The 18,764-nt window shown below is 45.1% G+C and carries 18 protein-coding genes; 15 read left to right on the top strand and 3 right to left on the bottom strand.

From position 1 onward, the window contains the following. Window positions 1-66 precede the first annotated feature (66 nt). The 14 genes from K7G75_RS02040 to K7G75_RS02105 all read left to right on the top strand — a co-directional run bounded on the left by K7G75_RS02040 (window position 67) and on the right by K7G75_RS02105 (window position 15,781). Entirely contained in the window at window positions 67-933 is an 867-nt protein-coding gene (locus K7G75_RS02040; protein WP_222982251.1) for a DUF58 domain-containing protein, read from the top strand. Further along, window positions 933-2,594 carry a BatD family protein gene (locus tag K7G75_RS02045; protein ID WP_262420222.1) on the top strand — a complete coding sequence of 554 codons (1,662 nt, stop codon included), beginning with the start codon at window positions 933-935 and terminating at the stop codon, window positions 2,592-2,594. Before K7G75_RS02040 ends, K7G75_RS02045 begins: the two co-directional genes overlap by 1 nt. Next, window positions 2,595-3,593 carry a vWA domain-containing protein gene (locus K7G75_RS02050; RefSeq protein WP_222982253.1) on the top strand — a complete coding sequence of 333 codons (999 nt, stop codon included), beginning with the start codon at window positions 2,595-2,597 and terminating at the stop codon, window positions 3,591-3,593. Window positions 3,594-3,596: 3 nt separating this feature from the next. Beyond that, window positions 3,597-4,643 carry a VWA domain-containing protein gene (locus K7G75_RS02055; RefSeq protein ID WP_222982255.1) on the top strand — a complete coding sequence of 349 codons (1,047 nt, stop codon included), beginning with the start codon at window positions 3,597-3,599 and terminating at the stop codon, window positions 4,641-4,643. Then, a complete protein-coding gene (locus K7G75_RS02060) occupies window positions 4,624-5,517 on the top strand; it encodes a tetratricopeptide repeat protein (protein WP_262420223.1) in 894 nt (297 codons plus the stop codon). Before K7G75_RS02055 ends, K7G75_RS02060 begins: the two co-directional genes overlap by 20 nt. After that, window positions 5,517-7,301, top strand: a complete 1,785-nt coding sequence (locus K7G75_RS02065; RefSeq protein WP_222982256.1) for a BatD family protein — start codon at window positions 5,517-5,519, stop codon at window positions 7,299-7,301. The genes K7G75_RS02060 and K7G75_RS02065 overlap by 1 nt, the downstream gene beginning before the upstream one ends. Next, window positions 7,298-8,065 carry an SH3 domain-containing protein gene (locus K7G75_RS02070; RefSeq protein ID WP_222982260.1) on the top strand — a complete coding sequence of 256 codons (768 nt, stop codon included), beginning with the start codon at window positions 7,298-7,300 and terminating at the stop codon, window positions 8,063-8,065. The genes K7G75_RS02065 and K7G75_RS02070 overlap by 4 nt, the downstream gene beginning before the upstream one ends. A gap of 55 nt (window positions 8,066-8,120) precedes the next feature. Beyond that, window positions 8,121-8,429 (top strand): hypothetical protein, encoded by a 309-nt coding sequence (locus K7G75_RS02075; protein ID WP_222982262.1) that lies wholly within the window; start codon window positions 8,121-8,123, stop codon window positions 8,427-8,429. Window positions 8,430-8,502: 73 nt separating this feature from the next. Next, complete coding sequence (locus tag K7G75_RS02080; protein WP_222982264.1) at window positions 8,503-10,080, top strand: SulP family inorganic anion transporter; 1,578 nt, start codon at window positions 8,503-8,505, stop codon at window positions 10,078-10,080. Window positions 10,081-10,097: 17 nt separating this feature from the next. Continuing rightward, window positions 10,098-10,724, top strand: a complete 627-nt coding sequence (locus K7G75_RS02085) for a carbonic anhydrase family protein (protein ID WP_222982267.1) — start codon at window positions 10,098-10,100, stop codon at window positions 10,722-10,724. 102 nt (window positions 10,725-10,826) lie between these two features. Next, on the top strand, window positions 10,827-12,689 hold the full coding sequence (locus tag K7G75_RS02090) for a SulP family inorganic anion transporter (protein ID WP_222982269.1): 1,863 nt from the start codon (window positions 10,827-10,829) through the stop codon (window positions 12,687-12,689). A 14-nt stretch (window positions 12,690-12,703) separates the two neighbouring features. Further along, window positions 12,704-13,396, top strand: coding sequence for a hypothetical protein (locus K7G75_RS02095; protein WP_222982271.1), 693 nt, complete (start codon window positions 12,704-12,706; stop codon window positions 13,394-13,396). Further along, entirely contained in the window at window positions 13,389-14,408 is a 1,020-nt protein-coding gene (gene pheS, locus K7G75_RS02100) for a phenylalanine--tRNA ligase subunit alpha (protein ID WP_222982272.1), read from the top strand. Before K7G75_RS02095 ends, pheS begins: the two co-directional genes overlap by 8 nt. Window positions 14,409-14,485: 77 nt before the next feature. Further along, a complete protein-coding gene (locus K7G75_RS02105) occupies window positions 14,486-15,781 on the top strand; it encodes a Zn-dependent hydrolase (RefSeq protein WP_222982274.1) in 1,296 nt (431 codons plus the stop codon). A 6-nt stretch (window positions 15,782-15,787) separates the two neighbouring features. Here K7G75_RS02105 and K7G75_RS02110 read toward each other — a convergent pair whose 3' ends face one another. From K7G75_RS02110 to K7G75_RS02120, 3 genes are read right to left on the bottom strand one after another with little or no spacing between them, the layout of a single operon-like run. After that, complete coding sequence (locus tag K7G75_RS02110; protein WP_222982276.1) at window positions 15,788-16,465, bottom strand: lysoplasmalogenase; 678 nt, start codon at window positions 16,463-16,465, stop codon at window positions 15,788-15,790. After that, window positions 16,459-16,932: a CYTH domain-containing protein gene (locus K7G75_RS02115; protein ID WP_222982278.1), complete on the bottom strand. Its 474-nt coding sequence runs from the start codon at window positions 16,930-16,932 to the stop codon at window positions 16,459-16,461. The genes K7G75_RS02110 and K7G75_RS02115 overlap by 7 nt, the downstream gene beginning before the upstream one ends. After that, window positions 16,919-17,596: an NAD(P)H-binding protein gene (locus K7G75_RS02120; RefSeq protein ID WP_222982280.1), complete on the bottom strand. Its 678-nt coding sequence runs from the start codon at window positions 17,594-17,596 to the stop codon at window positions 16,919-16,921. Before K7G75_RS02120 ends, K7G75_RS02115 begins: the two co-directional genes overlap by 14 nt. A gap of 27 nt (window positions 17,597-17,623) precedes the next feature. Between K7G75_RS02120 and dinB the strand changes: the two genes are divergently transcribed. Continuing rightward, window positions 17,624-18,724 (top strand): DNA polymerase IV, encoded by a 1,101-nt coding sequence (gene dinB / locus K7G75_RS02125; RefSeq protein ID WP_222982282.1) that lies wholly within the window; start codon window positions 17,624-17,626, stop codon window positions 18,722-18,724. Window positions 18,725-18,764 lie beyond the last annotated feature (40 nt).

Raw genomic sequence — 18,764 nt, forward strand, 5'->3', positions numbered from 1 at the left:
TTCAATCTTTCGCGTTCTAAGTGCCACCACTTTATTTGAACCTGAAAACCTGATTGTTTGAACCCAATGGATACAAAGGAACTTCTTAAAAAAGTACGTAAGATCGAGATAAAGACCCGGCGTCTATCCGATCACATCTTTGGTGGGGAATACCATTCTGCCTTTAAGGGACGGGGAATGACCTTCAGTGAGGTACGGCAGTATCAATTTGGTGATGATGTGCGAAGTATTGACTGGAACGTGACCGCACGATACAATGAGCCCTTTGTAAAAGTATTTGAGGAGGAACGGGAACTGACCATGATGCTGATGGTCGATGTCAGCGGATCGGAGTTCTTTGGCACCAAAAACCAATTCAAAAAGGAAATCATCACGGAAATCTCGGCCACCCTTGCCTTTTCTGCCATGCAGAACAACGATAAAGTGGGGTTGATTCTCTTTTCTGATGAAGTGGAACTTTTTATTCCACCAAAAAAGGGTAAGAGCCACGTGCTGCGCATAATAAGGGAACTGTTGGAATTCACCCCAAAGAGCAACAAGACCAATATTGCCGAGACCCTCAAGTTCCTGACCAATGTAATGAAGAAAAAGGCCATTGTTTTTGTCCTGTCTGATTTTATTGCCGATGATTATGACAACACCTTAAGAATTGTGGGCAACAAACATGATGTAACGGGCATTCGAGTTTTTGACCACCGTGAGGAATCCATTCCCAACCTGGGCATGGTGCAAATGGAGGATGCCGAGACAGGGACCTTGCAACTAGTGAACACACAATCCAAAAAAGTGCGCATGGCCTATGGCCAATTTCATCAGAACAAGGTGAATTATTTCCAAGAATCGTTTACCAAGGCGGGATGTGGGGTCATCCATTGCCGAACGGACGAAAGCTACGTGAAAAAACTGTTGGGATATTTTAAAAGAAGAGTGTAATGGAACAGCGGAAAACAAAATCAAGGGTTTTGGGTCTCCAGTCGCTGGGAACCGTGGTCCTTTTTTGTTTCTTTTTGATGTTTCCCACACTTGGTATTGGGCAAAGCGGGCCAAGGATTTCTGCCAAAGTGGATACCGTTTCCATAAAAATTGGTGAACAGATCCAGTATAAGATAACCGTGGAAGCTGATTCCACCGCCATTGTTCACTTTCCCGAAGGGCAGACCTTCTCTCCCCTGGAAACCGTTGAGGCCCTAATGATCGATACCACAAAAAACAAGGGCCGGGTAATTCTTCAGCGCATTTATGCACTTACCCAATTTGATAGTGGCGCCTACACCATCCCTCCTCAACGGATAGCCATTAATGAGCAGCCTTTTTTTACCGATTCGTTCCAAATAAAGGTGGCTGATGTGGCCGTGGATACGACCAAGCAGAAAATGTACGACATCAAGCCATTGATGCAAGTACAGAAAAGTAATGCCAAACTTTGGTGGACCCTATTTTGGGTGCTGTTGGCCTTGGCCATCATTGGAGGTCTGGTCTATTGGTTCTTTCTTAGAAAGAAACCGCTGACCGAAGAGGAAAAAGAAGCATTGTTGCCCCCGTATGACCGAGCGCTTTTGGAACTTAAAAAGTTGGAAAACTCCAGGTACCTCATTCAGGATGAGTATAAAAAATACTACTCCGAGTTGACCGATATTGTCCGATCCTATCTGGAAGAGGATGTTCATGTCTCAGCCATGGAGAGCACAACCTCCGAATTGATCACCAAACTGGAAATGCTAAAGGACAGTGGGGAATTGAATTTGGAGGATGAAACCATCAGGCAGTTTCAAAAAATATTGCAAACGGCCGACCTTGTAAAATTCGCCAAATCCAAACCGGAAATATCCGTTGCGGAACAAGACAGAAAACTGGTGGAGGATATTGTTATCAAAACACATGAGGCGCTACCTGAACCCACTGAGGACGAATTGTTGCTGAATGAAGAATATTTGGAAGAGCTTGCCAGAAAAAAGCAACGCAAACGAATCTACTGGGCGGCGGCCATATTTATTGGAGTGCTCTTTTTGGGCAGTGGCCTTTCGGTGGCTTATTTTGGTTTTAAGGAGGTAAGGGATGCCGTATTTGGTTATCCCACAAAAGACCTTTTGGAAGGGGAATGGGTGTCCAGCAGTTATGGATATCCCCCCATTGAACTGGAAACACCCGATGTACTTGTCCGGCAAGAGGTGAAATTGCCCCCCGAAACCGAAGAACTGATCAAAGAGCTACAGACTTTTTCCTACGGGAGTTATGTAGGTGTCTTTTCCGTAGCCACCAGTTCGGTGACGTACAAAGAACAAAGTGACCCCAATTTTGAAGCCGTTATTGGTTCCACCTTGGCATCCTTTGAAAGTTTGGGCCTAAGGAACATCATAACCAAACAAGAAGAGTTCGCGACAAAATCCGGAGTTCTAGGATTAAAGACCTTCGGAACGGGTAGTTTTAAAGATGATCGGAGCACTTCTTCCGGAAAGGCAAAATATAACATCCTCACCTTTGGCGGAAAAGGCTTTGTGCAACAAGTGGTGATCACCTGGGAAGAAGGAGATGACTATGCGGAGGATATCGTGACCCGAATATTGGGCAGTTTGGACGTAAAAACACAAGTGTAGATGTTTGAAAATATAGAATTCGCAAATCCACAGTTCTTCTGGTTGCTACTTTCGCTTCCATTGGCTTTGCTATGGTATTTTTTCAAGCGCAAAAAAGAGGTCGCCTCGTTAAGAATATCAAGTATCAAAGGATTTAATGTTTCCGACTGGACATCGAAGCTCAGACCTTTGCTGTTTGTGCTGCGACTCCTGTCCCTCACTTTGATAATAACCGCCCTGGCACGACCCCAAACGGAAGACATATCCACCCGTACCAAGACCACCAAGGGCATCGACATTGTCATGGCCATAGACGTTTCGTCCAGTATGCTGGCGCGCGACCTAAAACCAAATCGCTTGTCGGCGCTCAAGGAAGTGGCAGCCAGTTTTATAAAAGAACGCCCAAACGACCGTATTGGTTTGGTGGGCTATGCAGGGGAAAGCTATACCAAGACCCCTATTACCAGCGACAAGAGCATCGTATTGAACGCACTTCGAGAGATTACCTATGGAGAACTGGAAGATGGTACGGCCATTGGAATGGGGTTGGCCACTTCGGTGAACCGCCTTAAGGAAAGCAAAGCCATAAGCAAAGTCATCATTTTGCTGACGGATGGCGTGAACAATTCTGGGTTCATCGAACCAAAAACAGCTGCCGATCTCGCCGTGGAATTCGGAATAAAGACATATACCATAGGATTGGGAACCAATGGCAATGCCCTGTCCCCTATAGCATATAATAGGGATGGAACGTTCAGATACGGCATGCGCCAAGTGGAAATTGATGAAGAACTCTTGAAGGAAATCGCCCAGGCCACGGGAGGAAAATATTTCAGGGCCACGGATAATGAAAAGCTGGAAGAAATCTACGATGAGATCAACAAGTTGGAAAAGACGGAGATAGAAGAGTTCAAGTATTACAAATATGAAGAAAAATTCAGGCCGCTGATTCTTTTGGCAGGGGCTTTGTTGTTAATTGAATGGGCATTGCGCAATTCGGTGTTTAAAAGTTTTATTTAGGACATGATCCAATTCGACGAAAAAATATATTTCTACCTCTTGGCCATTGTTCCGGTAATGGTCCTGGCCTTTTTGTTCCTTCAGGTTTGGAAAAGAAAGACCCAGCGTCAATTTGCCACATCGGGCCTGTTGCGTCGCCTCGCCCCGGATAAGTCCAGTTTTAAGTCTGCCCTAAAATTGATATTCTTCCTGGCCGGTTTGGCCTTCTTGATCATGGGATTGGTAAATCCAAAAATTGGCACCAAGCTGGAAACGGTAAAACGTGAAGGGGTCGACATTGTATTTGCCGTGGATGTGTCCAAGAGTATGTTGGCGGAAGACATTGCCCCAAACCGATTGGAAAAAGCCAAAAGACTGGTCTCCGAAATCATCAACCAACTTGCCAGTGATCGTATTGGAATTATTGCCTATGCAGGTCAGGCATATCCCCAACTCCCCATTACAACGGACTACGGTGCCGCCAAAATGTTCCTGCAAAGCATGAACACCGACATGCTTTCATCCCAGGGGACGGCCATTGATGCGGCCATTGAATTGGCAAGTACCTATTATGATGACGCCGAACAGACCAATCGGGTCCTGTTCATTGTCTCCGATGGGGAAGACCATTCCGAAAGATCTACCATTGATGCTGTGGAACTCGCCATACAAAATGGCATCCGGGTGTTTACCATAGGAGTGGGCAAATCGAAAGGTGCGCCAATTCCCATCAAAAGAAACGGTGTGGTGGAACAGTTGAAAAAAGACAGTCAGGGGGAAGTGGTGATTACCCGCCTGAACGAATCGGTCCTTTTGGAAATTGCCAAAGAAGGCAATGGTGAATACATTGATGGTACAAACACGGAAAAATCCGTGGAATACATTAAGGAACAGCTTGACCAAATGGACAAGAAAGAGTTTGAGGCCAAACAATTTGCCGAGTACAAGGACCAATTCCAATGGTTTCTCGGTCTGGGGTTTTTATTTTTATTTTTGGATATCTTTCTCCTGGACAGGAAAACCCAATGGTTGAAAAAACTAAATCTTTTTAATGAAAATGGCCATGAATAGGATACGATTGATTTTTGGGTTCATGCTTGTTCTTGGAGTTGCTGTTGAAGCCCAGGAAAATCCTGCCGAAGAGCAGGCCAAAAGAGCGCTTAAAACCTCTACAAACCTTACCTGGGAGGCCAACAAGGAATTGACTGCGAACGATTTTACCTCAGCAGAGGCCACCTATAGAAGGGCCATTTCAAAGAGCAAACAAAATGCGGCCGCTCCCTACAATCTTGGTAACGCGTACTACAACCGTGAAAGTTTTGGTGAGGCTTTTGGCAGTTTCAAACGAGCAGGCGAAGTGGCCGAGGAAAAACCCGAAAAACACAAGGCCTATCACAATATGGGCAATGTGTTCATGAAGAACAAAGAATACCAAAAAGCGGTAGAAGCCTACAAAGAGGCCCTGCGTAACGATCCCAACGACGATGAGACCCGCTATAACCTAGCTCTTGCCAAAAAAATGCTCGAAAAAGAACAGGACGAGCAAAAGAATGATGACAACCAAGGTGGTGAGGACAATAAGGACCAACAGGATCAACAAGATCAGAACCAAGATCAAAATCAAGGTGGTGACAATGAAAAACAGGATGAAGGGGAGCAAAATGAGGATGAGAACAAGGACAAGGGAGATGATGGGGAAAATGGAGAGGACAAGCCAGAAGAAAACCAAAAAGGTGACGGAGACAAGAAAAAGGAGGAGCAAAAGAAACCCAACGAAGGCGACCAACCTGAAGAGCAAAAACAACAGCCAAGGCCAAATGAGCTTTCAAAGCAACAGATACAAAACCTGCTAGAGGCCATGCAGAATGAGGAAAAAAAGGTGCAGGAAAAAATGGAGGCCCGAAAAGTGCGCGGCAAAAAAATCAAGAACGAAAAGGACTGGTAATGCTGTTGGTAAAGGGTAAAATACTGTTTTCGCTAGGTTTAGCCCTAATTTTTGGGTCACTGGCCCATGCACAGGAAGAAGAGGTTTCCTTTGAAATGAAGCTAAGCAGGGAAAAACTGGGAATCAACGAGCGGTTAAGGGTAGAGTTTACCATGAACAAGGATGGGGATAATTTCAACCCACCTGCCTTTGAAGGGTTCAAGGTCGTGATGGGGCCCTCCCAATCCATAAGTTCCTCATGGATCAATGGAAAACGAAGTTTTTCCAAAACTTATTCCTATATTTTATTACCAACGGCCAGGGGAAGGTTCACCATAAAGCAAGCCACCATTGAAATTGCTGGTGAAACCTACAAAACACTTCCACAAACCGTGGAGGTTACCGCCGCAGTCGACAAACCCGACGCAGAAAAAACCGTGGATGATGTTGCCGATGAAAACCTGCATCTGGTTGCGGAGGTTTCCAAGGGAAATCCCTATCTCAACGAAGCCGTTACCGTGGTTTACAAGCTCTATGTGAGTCCAAACATCAGCGTCACCAATTATCGACCATTGGACAACCCGACCTACAACAACTTTTGGAGCCAAGATATTCCAGTGACCAAGCACACCGCCCAAAATGGGACCTATCAAGGAAAACCATATCGCTATGTTATCCTGAAAAGGGTAGTACTATATCCACAGAAACCTGGGAAATTGGAAATTGAGCCCTTATCGTTGGAAATTTTTGTGGATGTTCCCACAAACCGAAGGGATTTCTTTGGGGGCCGTATCTACACCCAAACCACCAAGACCGTTTCGGCAGGAAGAAGGACCATAAACGTAAAGCCGTTGCCCGAAGCAGGGAAGCCTTTAAATTTTGGAGGGGCCGTTGGCGATTTTGAATTCTCCGTGACCGCTAGCAAAAACCAATTGAACGCGTCGGAATCGCTTCAGGCCATTGTGGAGGTTTCAGGAAAGGGCAATCTAAAGCTCTTTCAACTTCCCGAACCGGAATTGCCCAGTGCGTTGGAAGTGTACGAACCGGAATATGAGGAAAAGGTAACCACATACACCTCTGGTATGGAGGGTGCGGTCTCAAACAATTACACCATAGTGCCTTCTTTTAGGGGGAAATATCCCATTCCAAGCATTTCCTTCAGTTATTTTAATCCAGCATCAGAGAAATATGTTACCCTCAATTCAGAAGAGATCAATATCGAGGTCTTGGATGGCCCGGTAGGCTCCTCCCCCAACAACGCCGTAGTTGGAACACCCAGCAAACAGCTCGTGGTCCCTACGGGAAAACAATTTCATTTTATCAAGATAAAGCCCAATCTGACCCAAATAGGGACCGACCATTTTTTCGGTTCCAATACCTTTTACATGTTGCTCTTTGCCCCATTGCTCCTTATCCCAATTGCCGTATTCTCATTTAAGAAACGGGAGGCAATTGCCAGTGATGTGATGGGCAACAAGATAAAAAAGGCCAATAAACTTGCCCGAAAGTATCTTTCCACGGCAAAAAAGGAACTCGGAAACAAAGAGGCATTTTACGTGGCTCTTGAAAAAGGCCTCCACAACTACTTAAAGGCAAAGTTAAAAATAGAAACCTCGGAATTCAGCAAGGAAAAAATTACCCAGATCTTGACGGACAAGCGCGTGGAAGTGGAGGATGTGAATGGTTTTATCGATTTGCTGAAAAGTTGTGAAATGGCCCGGTATAGCCCATTTTCTGATGTGCAAATGCAGAACGATTATGAAAAGGCCAGTGAGATAATATCTAATTTGGATAAGCAGCTATGAAGCGGATAAAACCAATATTGACCCTAATGGGATTGCTTTCGTTTTTTCCTCTCTTTCCTCAGAACAACGACCTGTTCGACCGGGCAACGGAATACTATAACAACGGAGAGTACACCAAGGCAATGGATCAATATCAGCAAATATTGGACAACGGTGAGCATTCCGCTGCACTGTACTTTAACCTTGGCAACTGTAACTATAAATTGAACAATATCGGTCCGAGCATTTATTATTATGAAAAAGCCCTTTTGTTGAATCCAAACGACAGTGAAATCCTGAATAATTTGGGCTATGCCCAAAACATGAGGCTGGATGCCATCGAGGAAATTCCCCAACCTGACCTTGCACGGCTCTACAACGATTTGGTGAGCCTGTTTTCCTTCGATGAATGGGCCTATCTTGCCGTGCTCCTTGTCATGCTGTTTGTTTTGGGATATCTAGGTTACTTTTTTCTGCGGATTGCCAACCAAAAACGAATAGCCTTCATTGCAAGTATTTCCTGTTTGATTTTAGGGGCAATCTGTGTTTTAATGGCCTATTTGCAGCATCAGGAATTTGAAAACGACAACCCCGCCATTATCTATTCCAAGGAGGTGAAGATTGCCTCGGAACCCAATGATCAAAGTGAGGTTGTCTTCACCCTGCACGAAGGGACCAAGGTAAACGTGGTGGACAATTTGGGCGATTGGAGCAAAATAAGCATTGCCGATGGACAGACAGGCTGGGTAATGAGCAACAACTTCAAGCTCTTGAAAGACTTTTAGCCTTTATTTAACAAAAAACAATAGCTTTACTATTACATTTACGAAAACGCAGATCGTGCTTAGAGCCATTGCATTTCCTATTATCGCCTTTTTGCTGATATCTTCCCTATTGGCTCCCCCTGTCATGGTGCTTTTGGACCGCGACTTTTCCATGGCGATGATACTGTCCCCCGAGGATGAAGATAAAAGCAATGAGCAGGAAGCGGAAAAGAAGTTGGACGAAAAGAATCTTTTCATTACCGATTTCACTGGTCCGCATGGCATGTTTTCAAAAGAGAGGAAAATAAATCCCACGGAATACGTACCGTCCCTATCAGATTACAAAGCTGATATTCTTGTTCCTCCCCCGCGGTTGGCAGTTTAGTTCTATTCGAATTCTCAACACAAATTGCTAACCTTTCCCGCCCATAACATGGGCGTGAACAAAACTAATCATCATGTTCAAGTATTTAAAAAATGACCTGCCCGCAAGTATTGTGGTATTTTTTGTGGCTCTGCCCCTCTGTTTGGGTATTGCCTTGGCCAGTGGGGCACCATTGTTCTCAGGCCTTATTGCCGGAATCATTGGTGGAATCGTGGTAGGTTCCCTGAGCGGTTCCCAAATAGGTGTCAGTGGTCCAGCTGCAGGACTGGCTGCCATTGTGCTCACGGCCATTGGAACTTTAGGGGGTTTTGAAAATTTTCTCGTAGCTGTGGTACTGGGGGGCATCATTCAGATTGTCTTCAGTATTTTAAAAGCCGGGGTCATTGCCTACTATTTTCCATCATCGGTTATCAAGGGAATGCTCACGGGAATCGGAATCATCATAATCCTGAAACAAATTCCCCATTTCTTTGGCTATGATGCCGATCCTGAGGGCGATTTTGCGTTTTTCCAGGTTGATGGGGAAAATACCTTTAGTGAAATCATCAACACCTTTAATTTTATAAGCCCAGGTGCAACTTTTATTGCGGTGATCGCCCTGTCCATTCTTATTCTCTGGGATAGGGTGCTCAGCAAAAAGGCCAAAATATTTCAGTTGGTGCAGGGGCCTTTGGTAGCCGTTGTGCTCGGCATACTATATTTTATTTTTACCAAGGACAATCCCTCTTGGTCCATTTCAAGCGAGCATCTGGTCAGTGTGCCCATACCGGAGAGCTTCGATTCACTCAAAGGGCTGCTGACCTTCCCGAACTTTGCCGTAATTGGAAAGTCTGAAATTTGGATAACTGCCTTCACCATAGCCCTAGTAGCCAGTCTGGAAACCTTGCTGTGCGTGGAAGCCACGGATAAACTAGATCCATACAAAAGAACCACCCCTACAAATCGGGAGTTGCTGGCACAGGGTGTTGGCAATAGCATTTCAGGGCTAGTGGGCGGTTTGCCGGTCACCCAGGTGATTGTAAGGAGTTCTGCGAACATTCAATCCGGGGGGAGAACCAAGGCATCGGCCATTATCCATGGCTTCTTTCTTTTGATTTCTGTTTTGCTAATACCGCGGTTGCTCAATATGATCCCCTTATCGGTTTTGGCTGCCATTCTTTTGATTGTGGGATACAAATTGGCCAAACCCAAACTGTTCAAAACCATGTATGATCTTGGGTGGAAACAGTTTGTTCCCTTCATTGTAACAATTTTGGGCATCGTTTTCACCGATCTTTTGATCGGTATAGGACTTGGTCTGGGTGTCGGTATTGTAGTGATTCTCATCAAAAGTTACCAAAACTCCCATTTTTTGCATATTGAGGACAAAAGTAATGGGGCTCATAAAATAAAAATGACGCTTGCCGAAGAAGTTACATTCTTTAACAAAGGAGCCATACTCAAAGAGTTGGACAGTATCCCGGAAAACTCCTATCTTGAGTTGGATGTTAGGAACACCCGTTATCTGGACAACGATATCATTGAGATTTTGGATGATTTTTCGGAAAAGGCAAAAAACAAAAACTTGGATATCAAGTTGATATCCGAAAGAGGCATTGTGGAAAATCCCGAAAGTTATATCCAATTCTTTAGGCTAAATCCAAAAAAATAACACGTAACAGAAGAATAATGAAAGCACATACCAAAGAAACACAGGCCGCCATGACACCGGAAAAGGCCCTACAAGCCTTGAAAGATGGCAATCAACGTTTTCAACAAAACAAAAAGGCCAACAGAGACCTGTTGCAACAGGTGAAGGAAACCAAAGATGGACAATATCCCTTTGCCACTGTGCTAAGTTGCATTGATTCCCGGGTTTCCTCAGAGCTAATTTTCGATCAGGGCATGGGGGACATTTTCAGTATTCGCATCGCAGGTAACTTTGTGAACCAGGACATTCTTGGAAGCATGGAGTTTGCCTGCAAATTGGCGGGCACAAAACTGGTCTTGGTCCTGGGACATACATCGTGCGGGGCTGTAAAAGGAGCTTGCGATCATGCCCGTTTGGGAAACCTTACCATGTTGATCAACAAGATAGAACCAGCAGTTTATGAAACAAAGGAGCCAAAGGACGAATCGCTGCGAAATTCCAAAAATTTGGCCTTTGTTGATGCCGTTGCGGTAAAAAATGTGGAATTGGCCATAGAAAATATAAGGGGTCAAAGTGTTGTTCTTAAGGAAATGGAAGACAATGGAGAAATACAGATTGTAGGAGGCATGTATGACATAGCGGACGGGAAGGTCCATTTTCTGTAGTCCATTACCCAACAAACCCAAGGATAGGCCAATGTTTAACACTTTATTGGCCTATTTTGGTTTTCTAAAATCGCTATCTTAACCTGATACTAGAACCTAATCATGTTCAAACATTTACAAGGAGACCTTTTTGGTGGAATTACTGCGGGAATAGTGGCTCTGCCCTTGGCATTGGCCTTTGGTGTGAGCTCCGGGTTAGGCCCCAGTGCCGGACTTTATGGTGCTATTTTCATCAGTTTCTTTGCTGCCCTTTTTGGTGGCACCAACACCCAAATTTCTGGCCCAACCGCTCCCATGACGGCGGTGAGCATGGTCGTAATCGCCGGAATTGTTGCCATTAACGATGGGGATATAAATAAAGCCTTGCCTGCGATATTGACCATATTCCTATTGGCCGGTATTATGCAAATTGGTCTTGGTTTGATTGGTCTTGGGAAATATATAAAGTATATCCCCTATCCAGTGGTGTCCGGATTTATGACAGCGATAGGAGTGATCATTCTGGTCACACAAATTCTCCCTGCGGTCGGTTATTACCCCAAAGAGGATAAAGAATACGTTGGTCAATTTATGGCCGATGCCGAGGAAGAGATCCTTGAGAACATCCTACGCGAAGAAGCGGGAGAAGGTATTTTGGTTTTGGAGGATTTTGAGGAGACCATTAGAAGAGCCAGCAAGATTACAGAGGCAGATATGCTAAAAGAGGCAAAAACCCTGGCCGCTAAGGAAGCTTCAGGCGTTGTGGGCACTTTTAAGGTGCTCTCCCGGGCATTAAGGAATATAAATTGGTTGGAGTTGGCGTTGGCATTGGCCACGATTCTGATTATCTACGGTTTCAAAAGAATTACCAAGGCCATCCCCAGCACCTTGGTCGCATTATTGGTTGTTTCTGGGGTTGCCTATGGTTTTGGATTGAATTATCGCCCAATAGAGGAAATCCCAACGGGACTTCCCCTGCCAAATTTGGAGATCATAACGGGATTCAAGCTTAGTTCCATCACCCCCTACGTGTTCACTTCGCTTACCTTGGCGTTGCTTGGCGCCATAGATTCCTTATTGACATCGGTGGTTGCGGACAATATGACCCAGACCAAGCACCAACCCAACAAAGAATTGGTTGGGCAAGGCATAGGAAACAGTGTTGCGGCCATTTTTGGTGGTATCCCCGGTGCAGGAGCCACCATACGAACTGTAGTGAATATCAATTCGGGTGGAAAAACCAAACTTTCCGGAATGGTCGCAGGTGTTCTGCTATTGATTATTCTATTGGCACTGGGGCCGGTTGCCTCTCAAATTCCAGCTGCGGTTTTGGCCGGTATTTTGGTTACCGTGGGAATCGGGGTCATGGATTACAAAGGGCTCAAGGCCATTCCCTACCTTCCCAAGGATATAAAATTGGGTCCAATTGCCCTTAGTTCTGAGGTGCTCATCATGCTATCGGTAATGGTGCTTTCCTCCATCTGGAACCTAGTCTATGCCGTTGGAATCGGCCTTGTATTTGCCTCCCTGATGTTCATGAAAAAAATGGGGGACCTCACCGCCACACGCTCGGATGTAAGACCCCTACAGCGGGAGAAATTATGGGCCGACGAAAAGGACTTTCCAAAAGAATTGCAAAAGGAAGTATTCATAAAACACGTAAAAGGGCCTTTGTTTTTTGGATCTACCAATGAGTTTCAACAGTTGGCGGAGCAAATTCCCAACACGGCATCAACCGTGGTCATACGTTTGGGAAGGATGCAATACATGGATCAAACGGGGCTTTATGCCATGGAAGATGTTCTTCAAGACCTGATAAAGAAAAATATAACCGTGCTATTGGTGGATATTCTTGATCAGCCCCGATATATGATGGAACGTATTGACATTATTCCAGATCTTATTCCCGAGAAACACATTTTCAAGAATTTCGATACCTGCCTGCACTGGTTAAAAAATCACGTTGAAAATTCGCATAAGCCCTAATCCCAAATAACGGTTTGTTTCTTTTTTTAAAATTTCCTGAGGACTCCGGGCCCATCTACCTAGAAACAGTGGAGGGAAGATTGCCTGTGGAGCCTTTCAACACCTACAGCAATATGATTTTTCTATTGCTACTGGTTTATTGGGGCCTGAAGGTGTACAGGAGTCCAAAAAAACACCTCTTTCTTGCCTCAGTGCTCCCTATAATCGGCATAAGTTATATCGGTGGCACGGTATACCACGCCACCCGGAGCCATGAGTTTTGGCTTCGCTTGGATTGGATGCCCATAATGCTTTTGTGCATGGCTTTGGTTGTATATTTTGTCGTTAAGTTGGTTCATAAATGGTGGAAGCGGTTGGTGCTTCTTGTCGTATTGTTCGGCATCTCTTTTTTGCTTAGAGTGATCCCCATTCCTGTTACCCTTCGCATTTCGTTGGGATATGTCATCACCGCAATGACCATTTTGTTCCCAATAGTCTGGTATCTGATCCGGACCAGGGGGCAAAACATGATTTGGGTGCTATTATCCTTCAGCACTTTCGGGGTTGCCGTCTTCTTTAGAAGCATCGATTTGAAGCAAGATATCTTGCCCATGGGTACACATTGGCTTTGGCACTTGTTTGGTGGAGTTGCCGTTCATTTCCTGATTACCTATATATTCAAGGACAATTTGCTAAATTTGTCCGCCAATAGCGCCGACCATGATTGAGACCATTAAAAAGCATTTAGAGGAAGTCAAAACCTTTACATCCACGTCCAAAGATGAGATTGAAGCCTTTCGAATCAAATATTTGGGAAAAAAAGGGTTGCTGAACGAGTTCTTCGCCGAATTCAAAAATGTTGCCAACGACCAGAAAAAGGAATTTGGACAGGTTGTCAATCTGCTAAAGACCGCGGCCACCGAGAAGGTAAATTCGTTAAAATCGAACCTTGAGAACCAAGCGGAATCCGTTGGCAAATATGGGGATCTGACACGCCCTGGCGAACCTATTGAAATTGGGGCACGGCATCCCATCTCGATTGTAAAAAATCAAATTATCGATATTTTTTCCAGAATAGGGTTCAACGTTTCCGAAGGGCCTGAAATCGAGGACGATTGGCATAACTTCACCGCATTGAACCTGCCAGAGTACCATCCAGCGAGGGATATGCAGGACACCTTTTTCATCCAGACCGATCCCGATATTTTGCTGAGGACCCACACCTCATCCGTCCAAGTACGCTACATGGAAAACAACAAACCGCCCATACGCACAATTTCTCCTGGAAGGGTTTACCGGAACGAGGCCGTTTCGGCACGATCACATTGTTTCTTCCATCAGGTAGAAGGGCTATATGTGGATAAAAATGTTTCCTTTGCGGATTTGAAGCAAACACTGCAGTATTTTACTTCGGAAATGTTCGGAAAATCAAAAATCCGTCTTCGTCCTTCCTATTTCCCTTTCACGGAACCCAGCGCCGAAGTGGATGTGTATTGGGGCCTAGAAACCGAAACCGACTACCGCATGACCAAGGGCACCGGTTGGCTCGAAATTATGGGATGTGGTATGGTGGATCCCAACGTGCTTAGAAATTGCAATATTAATCCCGACGTGTATTCTGGTTTCGCTTTTGGAATGGGCATTGATCGTATTGCGTTGTTGTTGCACCAAATCTCGGACATCCGTCTTTTAAGTGAAAACGATGTGCGGTTTTTGGAGCAGTTCAAATCATCCTTCTAAAAAGGAATTGGTTCGTCCTATCCCTTAAAAAGCAAAATCCGTATCTTTCCAAATCTTCAATAATCATACCCAGCACTATGATCACACGAATGTTCTTACTGCTCACATTTTTTGGATTGAATGTGGTTTTGGCACAAGAGTTCTTGCCAAAAGTTGACCAGACCCGTTTGGAAAATCGCATATTCCAGCTCGCCCAATTTGGCATCCAGGAAAATGGGGAAACGGAGCGGGTAGCCTTCAGCGATGCCGATATTGCTGCTCGACAGTGGGTTATCAAGATTATGGAGGACTTGGGTCTGGACGTACGGATTGATTTTGCCGGGAACATCATCGGTCGCAGAGAGGCAAATGACAATTCAAAGAAACCTATTTCCTTCGGTTCCCACATAGACCGGGTGCCCAATGGTGGCAATTATGACGGATGTGTGGGCTCCATGGCTGCCTTGGAAGTGATTGAAACGCTAAATGAAAATCAAATTGAAACTGCACATCCATTAGAAGTCATCATTTTTCCCAATGAAGAAGGGGGTGTCATGGGGAGTAGGGCCATGTCTGGAAGTTTGGGGAAAGCGGCATTAAAAGTGGTCAACTCCACAGGTTATTCCATGGGAGAGGGAATTATGCGTATTGGAGGTGATACCACAAGAATTGCAGAGGTGGTGCGCCCCAAGGGCAGTATGGCGGCCTTTTTGGAGCTCCACATAGAACAGGGGGGCATTTTGGAGAAAGAAAAATTGGAAATCGGCATTGTTGAGGGTATTGTGGGATTGAATTGGTGGGACGTCGTCTTCACAGGCTTTGCCAACCATGCGGGCACCACTCCGATGGATGCCAGACAGGACGCTCTACTGGCCGCCGCCAAATTCATTGTTGCCGTAAATGAGGTCACCAACAGTTTTGAAGGCAGTCAGGTAGGTACGGTTGGGCGTATAAAGGCGGAGCCGGGAGCACCCAATGTAATTCCAGGAAAAGTAGTCGCTAGTTTGGAGATTCGTGATCTATCCTCGGAGATTATTGATAATGTTTTTCAAGCTATAAAAACGGAAGCTGAAAAAATTGCCGCGGAAAGTGAGGTGAAGATTGAATTCTTTTCTTTGGACACGACAGCAGAGCCTGCCCTGACAGATCCTAACATAAAAAAGGAGATTGAGATCGTTTCAAAAGCACTTGGCCTATCGTTCAAATATATGCCCAGTGGTGCTGGACATGACGCCCAAGATATGGCGAGGATAGCCCCTACCGGAATGATTTTCGTCCCGAGCAAGGGAGGCATAAGCCATTCCCCAAAAGAATTTACTTCGGCTGAAGACATGGCCAATGGGGCCAATGTGCTTATGAACACCATAATCGCTTTGGACCAAAAACTGGATTAAAAACGGTCAGCGTTGTTTCCTTTCGGATATGAGTTTTAAAAAAGCATTGGCAATCAGCCCAATGCTGAACCAATAGGTGGCCAATATAACGGGTGCCGACCAATATAGCTGTGTTTTAAACTTGTCAATAGCTATGAGCGTATCCGAAAACATAAACAACAAGACCGCAAGTCCAATCCAGGCATAAGCCTTTTTTCTTTGGGTCAAATACAGACTTGCTCCTCGCCATGCCATAAAAACAATTACCATCACATAAAGGGCCACGGGTATCATTAGGTCTCCCAAATCCTGCTTTAACCATAAAAACAACCCTGTTCCAATTCCAAAAAAAACTATAAGGGCCATCCCCTGGAACTGGAACCTCTCCAATTTGATAAACACTGAGGCGAAAAGCAAATGGGCCACCGAAAAAGAGGCCAATCCGAAAACGAAATAAGCGGGCCAGAGTAGAAGAATATCGCCCAACAAACAAAAGACCAAGGCTGCCAAAACCATATTCCAAAGGTTGGTTCTATTGGTTTTTGGGGTTAAAAACAGCAGGGACAATATCAAAATTGTGGTAAGCGGTTTAAAGAGTGCATAGCCGGATGCATTCCCAATAAGTTCCAAATAGATGGCGATACCACCGGACAGTGCGGCGAGCATATTCAGAACAACTTGTATCCTATGGTTTTGAACTACCATTCACTAAAGGGGTTTTTGCTCAACTGGGAGTTATAGTACTTCACATCCCCGGTTACCTCTTCCCCTAGCCATTGGGGTCTTTCAAAAACTTCATCTTCGTGTCCGAGTTCTATCTCGGCAATGACCAGTCCTTTGTTCTCTCCCAAAAATTCATCCACTTCAAAAGTATGTGCTCCCACAGGTACCTCATGGCGCATTTTTTCAAGAATAACGCCTTCGCATAGGTCTATTAGGTTGGTGGCCTCTGCAACACTGATTTGAATCTCCCATTCAAATCGGGTGGTCCCGGTATGGTTGCTTGCCCCTTTTACGGCAATGAACCCCGCAGTGCCCTTGATGCGCACTCGCACGGTCCGTTCTGGGTGTGTATTGAGAAATCCCTGTACAATCCGGGTGTGTGAAATGGTGAAATCCTTATAGGCATCCGATTCTACCAAAAACTTGCGCTCAATTTCAAGATGTTCCATTTTCTGCCAATGTTTTCAATTGTTCTGAAGTTATCCGTTCCTTTTCATATGGGTTGTTGGCCAACCAAAGTATAGCTTTTGCAATACTTTCCGGTGCTATGGTTTTATAGTGCCTAAGCGGCCCTATCATCAAGAAATCAATGGCGTTCATGAGCTTTTTGAAGAATAGTTCGCCTGGTCGCTTCTCTTTGCGCTCCCCTCCGATAAGCGAAGGCTGCAAAATGTGGGTTTTTCGTATTCCAAGCTGTAGCACTTCCCGCTCCATTTCTCCCTTTACCTTATTATAAAAAATGGAGCTTTCATGGTTGGCACCCATAGCTGAGATCACAATAAAAGTAGGTATTCCATTGATGCGGCACAGCTCCGCAGCCTGGACGGGTATCCCATAATCAATTTTCTTGTACATGGACCTATCCGGGGTCTTGGCCTTGGTGGTCCCTACACAGCAATGGACCTCATCGGCCTTGAAACGTTCCGAAAAAGTCTGGAGATCCAGTAAATCCCCAATGATTTTTTCCAGTTTTGGATGTTGGACGGGAAAGTCCCGCCGAGAAAACACGATTACTTTATGATAGCGTTGGTCTTGCAGGAGCAGTTCCAACAGTAGTTCCCCGACCAAACCGGTCGCTCCCAATACTATGGCCGTCTTTTTAGGATTGTCCATCAAACTAAATATACCCTAAATTTGAGTATGGACTTCGATTTTCCCTTAAGAAAGATTATCCATGTGGATATGGACGCCTTCTATGCTTCCGTGGAGCAACATGACAATCCAGAACTGAAGGGAAAGCCAATTGCCGTAGGTGGTGGTTCCAAACGGGGGGTGGTTTCCGCGGCGAGTTATGAGGCTCGAAAATTTGGGGTTCGCAGTGCCATGGCCGGGTACATTGCCAAAAGAAATTGTCCGGACCTGATTTTTGTAAAGCCCCGATTTGACCGTTACATTGAGGTTTCAAAGCGTATTAGAAACATTTTTTTTGAATACACCGATTTGGTTGAACCACTTTCATTGGATGAGGCCTATTTGGACGTTACCGAAAACAAAAAGGGAAATCCATCCGCAACATTGATGGCCCAGGAAATCAGGCAAAGAATCTTTGAGGAAACTGGCCTGACGGCTTCAGCCGGGATTTCCATAAACAAGTTTATTGCCAAGGTGGCCAGTGATTACAACAAGCCCAACGGGCAGAAAACGGTGAATCCCGAAGCGGTCATCCCATTCTTGGAGGCATTGGACATTAGAAAGTTTTATGGTGTCGGTAAGGTCACCGCTGAAAAAATGTACAAGCTCGGCATTTTTATGGGAAAGGACTTAAAAGGAAAATCCCTGGAGTTTCTGGAAGACAACTTTGGCAAAAGTGGCAGCTATTATTATCAAGTGGTGCGGGGCATCCACAGCAGTCCGGTGAAACCGCACCGTATCCCCAAATCGGTCGGTGCGGAGCGCACTTTCTCCGAAAACCTGAGCAGTGAGGTCTTTATGCTGGAAAAATTGGAAAGTATTGCCTCCGAGCTTGAAAGAAGGCTTCAAAAATCAACGATCTCGGGTAAAACCATCACCCTCAAAATAAAGTATAGCGATTTTACCTTACAGACAAGGAGCAAAACACTTCCATACTTCATTTCCCAAAAAGACCTGATCCTGGAAACGGCCAAAGAACTCCTTTACCAATCCGAACTTCAAAACTCGGTGCGTTTGTTGGGCATTTCATTGGCGAACCTCAATACGGATAAGAAAAAAGAACAGGAAAAAGAAGAAATGGTATCAGTCCAACTGCAGTTTGATTTTTAAACCTAATGTACTCTTGCTCAACCCATTATTTCTTGTTTAC

Origin of the sequence: Flagellimonas meishanensis (assembly GCF_019880545.1) — a bacterium.
Classification (GTDB): domain Bacteria; phylum Bacteroidota; class Bacteroidia; order Flavobacteriales; family Flavobacteriaceae; genus Flagellimonas; species Flagellimonas meishanensis.

Bases quoted from the DNA above. Each gene is read 5' to 3' on its own strand.
- K7G75_RS02085 (WP_222982267.1), top strand. From the start codon at position 10,098: ATGAAAGCACATACCAAAGAAACACAGGCCGCCATGACACCGGAAAAG.
- K7G75_RS02080 (WP_222982264.1), top strand. From the start codon at position 8,503: ATGTTCAAGTATTTAAAAAATGACCTGCCCGCAAGTATTGTGGTATTT.
- K7G75_RS02040 (WP_222982251.1), top strand. From the start codon at position 67: ATGGATACAAAGGAACTTCTTAAAAAAGTACGTAAGATCGAGATAAAG.
- K7G75_RS02060 (WP_262420223.1), top strand. From the start codon at position 4,624: ATGAAAATGGCCATGAATAGGATACGATTGATTTTTGGGTTCATGCTT.
- dinB (WP_222982282.1), top strand. From the start codon at position 17,624: ATGGACTTCGATTTTCCCTTAAGAAAGATTATCCATGTGGATATGGAC.
- K7G75_RS02115 (WP_222982278.1), bottom strand. From the start codon at position 16,932: ATGGAACATCTTGAAATTGAGCGCAAGTTTTTGGTAGAATCGGATGCC.
- K7G75_RS02120 (WP_222982280.1), bottom strand. From the start codon at position 17,596: ATGGACAATCCTAAAAAGACGGCCATAGTATTGGGAGCGACCGGTTTG.
- K7G75_RS02045 (WP_262420222.1), top strand. From the start codon at position 933: ATGGAACAGCGGAAAACAAAATCAAGGGTTTTGGGTCTCCAGTCGCTG.
- pheS (WP_222982272.1), top strand. From the start codon at position 13,389: ATGATTGAGACCATTAAAAAGCATTTAGAGGAAGTCAAAACCTTTACA.
- K7G75_RS02050 (WP_222982253.1), top strand. From the start codon at position 2,595: ATGTTTGAAAATATAGAATTCGCAAATCCACAGTTCTTCTGGTTGCTA.
- K7G75_RS02090 (WP_222982269.1), top strand. From the start codon at position 10,827: ATGTTCAAACATTTACAAGGAGACCTTTTTGGTGGAATTACTGCGGGA.
- K7G75_RS02055 (WP_222982255.1), top strand. From the start codon at position 3,597: ATGATCCAATTCGACGAAAAAATATATTTCTACCTCTTGGCCATTGTT.
- K7G75_RS02105 (WP_222982274.1), top strand. From the start codon at position 14,486: ATGATCACACGAATGTTCTTACTGCTCACATTTTTTGGATTGAATGTG.
- K7G75_RS02110 (WP_222982276.1), bottom strand. From the start codon at position 16,465: ATGGTAGTTCAAAACCATAGGATACAAGTTGTTCTGAATATGCTCGCC.
- K7G75_RS02070 (WP_222982260.1), top strand. From the start codon at position 7,298: ATGAAGCGGATAAAACCAATATTGACCCTAATGGGATTGCTTTCGTTT.
- K7G75_RS02065 (WP_222982256.1), top strand. From the start codon at position 5,517: ATGCTGTTGGTAAAGGGTAAAATACTGTTTTCGCTAGGTTTAGCCCTA.